Source organism: Chryseobacterium artocarpi, from assembly GCF_001684975.1.
Lineage (GTDB): Bacteria > Bacteroidota > Bacteroidia > Flavobacteriales > Weeksellaceae > Chryseobacterium > Chryseobacterium artocarpi.
Window position 1 is genome coordinate 1 of sequence record NZ_MAYH01000042.1, and the last position, 431, is coordinate 431.

At 36.7% G+C, this 431-nt stretch carries 1 protein-coding gene; it reads left to right on the forward strand.

Going from position 1 to position 431, the window contains the following annotated elements; genetic code table 11:
- Positions 1 to 225 (forward strand): potassium-transporting ATPase subunit KdpA (locus BBI01_RS14770; protein WP_165602256.1); only part of this gene is annotated, 225 nt, incomplete at its 5' end.
- Between the last annotated feature and the right edge of the window lie 206 nt (positions 226 to 431).

Here is a 431-nt window from a genome sequence, read left to right on the forward strand (position 1 = left end):
GTACTGTTACTCTCAAGATTTATCCCGATCATAGGACCAGTAGCCATTGCAGGTCTGTTGGCACAGAAGAAATATATCCCGGAAAGTGCAGGAACACTGAAAACAGATACGGCTACTTTCGGATTTATGACCCTGGCGGTGATTTTACTGATTGCAGCACTGTCTTTCTTCCCTGCATTGACATTAGGGCCTATTGCAGAACAGATCCAGTACTTCTCAAAATAAATGTGAACATTAAAAATTAAAATCAATATTCAACCATTAAGGAAGCTGAAAAGTGTAAGGAAGCTAGTCTGACACTTACGAAACGTTCACTTACTATTATCCATATCTATCCTTATGATCCGGCAGACCTTGATGGTTACTATTGATTTAAATGATATAAACTCTTTCAAAAAAATGAAAAATCAATCACAAACATTATTTCAAAG